The sequence below is a fragment of the Exiguobacterium sp. 8H genome (assembly GCF_902506255.1).
Classification (GTDB): Bacteria; Bacillota; Bacilli; order Exiguobacteriales; family Exiguobacteriaceae; genus Exiguobacterium; species Exiguobacterium profundum.
This window is the reverse complement of record NZ_LR733456.1, coordinates 1-1,772: the sequence shown is the minus strand read 5'-3', so window position 1 is coordinate 1,772 and position 1,772 is coordinate 1. Positions and strand designations below refer to the sequence as shown.

The 1,772-nt window shown below is 39.6% G+C and carries 1 protein-coding gene; it reads right to left on the bottom strand.

The window, feature by feature from the left end; all coding sequences use genetic code 11:
* Positions 1–152: 152 nt before the first annotated feature.
* A complete protein-coding gene (locus GVY43_RS15685; protein WP_159563795.1) occupies positions 153–1,217 on the bottom strand; it encodes a hypothetical protein in 1,065 nt (354 codons plus the stop codon).
* Positions 1,218–1,772 lie beyond the last annotated feature (555 nt).

The following is a 1,772-nucleotide window of genomic DNA, read 5'->3' as shown; positions in this document are numbered from 1 at the left end:
CTTTAGTTAATTAATTTGATTTTTTTCCTAAAAAAAAAATAGGACACTTGATGTGCAGTGGTGACTTAAAATGAGTGTTAATCAGACAGAAATCCCTCCAAGAATAAGACGTTTTCATATCTTTTTCAAAAAAAAACATGACAAATAGACCATCATGCGATAGCCATTTTTACCTGAGTCGCTTTTAGTTGTTGATGGAGGTAGATAATCGGCTCTTCAAAGAACAGCTTATGGGCGCTCGAGTGCACCAAATCCTCACGGTGATGAATGAATGCTTGCTTCACCTCTTCGATGACCTGTTTGAATGTTTCGGCCCCGAATGTATCGCTTATCGAGAAAAGCGAATCGCGGCTGACCTTGAGTGCGTCAAAGTCGAAGAACTCCCCTGCCCGCTTACGCAATTCGAACCAAAGGAGTTGAACTTCAGAGCGCTCTTTCTCTTTGATCTGCTTACTATCTTGTGCAGCGGATAGGTGGACTTCAAGTAAGAGTGGTCGCGTCACGTCTTGGACCCGTTTCTTAAGAGAAACGTTCTGTTTGACTATATTCAAAAAGCGCTTGCTATCTTCGACAAGAGAGACTTGAAGGAACTGGAGACCGGACATCATCTTTTGGATGGCGAGCTTATGGCCGCAGTATTTAGGCAGAAAACCCTTGATTTCATCATAAGTCAGAATCGCATGCTCGTTTGATTGGACGTATACGTCTTTCTCAACTTGAACAAGTGTCCGTAGCGCGAGTCGTAATGTATTCACGTTATCGAGCGCAATCAGTTCTGACAAAAGACCGTGCCAAATAGACGTATACCCGGTCTTCGAACCTACTGAGGTACCGTCTACAAACAGATCCCGATAGTTTTCAAGGTAATCTGTCAAGTGGATTGAGATTACGCCCGGGAAGTGACGCACGACCGTCATAAGACCATTCTCTTCGAACATCTTCAAGTTGTTATGCAAGGAACGGACAGAAGTGCATGCAAGATCCGCGACCATATGATCTTCGATGAACTCAATATTCCCTTGATCATCAGCGTAAGCGAGGATAGAGAGGATATGACGTATTCGAGATTTAGTCCATCTAAATGCAGTGAAACAGGCTGGAATGTTATAGAAATGTTGCTCATAGTGATAGTAATTAGCACGTTTCGTCCAACGTGTTAATCCGCTCATCGCAATCAGTACCTTGTTTGCAATCAAAATATGTCGATTCATCTCCATAATTTTCACTACTCCTCTCCTATTCTTATATATTCTAACTTTAGTATTATGTTCTTTTCAGATGGTGTCAAAGTGTGTTTTTGGTACGGCATTTTGTTGCATAAAAACGAAATTCATTGATGTTGAGCCATTTCAGAGGGGGAAAAATATGCAATTACAGTACGGTGTTTTGTTACCAAATTTGTCCCGAACGCGTCATATGGCTATTTTTTCTCCAAAAGGAGTAGAAATTTTTAAATGTAAAAAGTACATAGTGCAATTACAGTACGGTGTTTTGTTACCAAAAATGAAAGAGTACAATTACAGTACGGTATTTTGTTGCAAAAAATCGAGAAAGTGCAATTACAGTACGGTGTTTTGTTACCAAAAATAAAAACTGCACTGTTAAAATAAAATTAGGAATCAAGTACCACCAGACGAAAATGTAATTACAGTACGGTGTTTTGTTGCCAAAAACGATAAAATGTAATTACAGTACGGTGTTTTGTTACCAAAACGAAGGAGTGCAATTACAGTACGGTGTTTTGTTACCAATATCTACTCTTTCTATAAAAT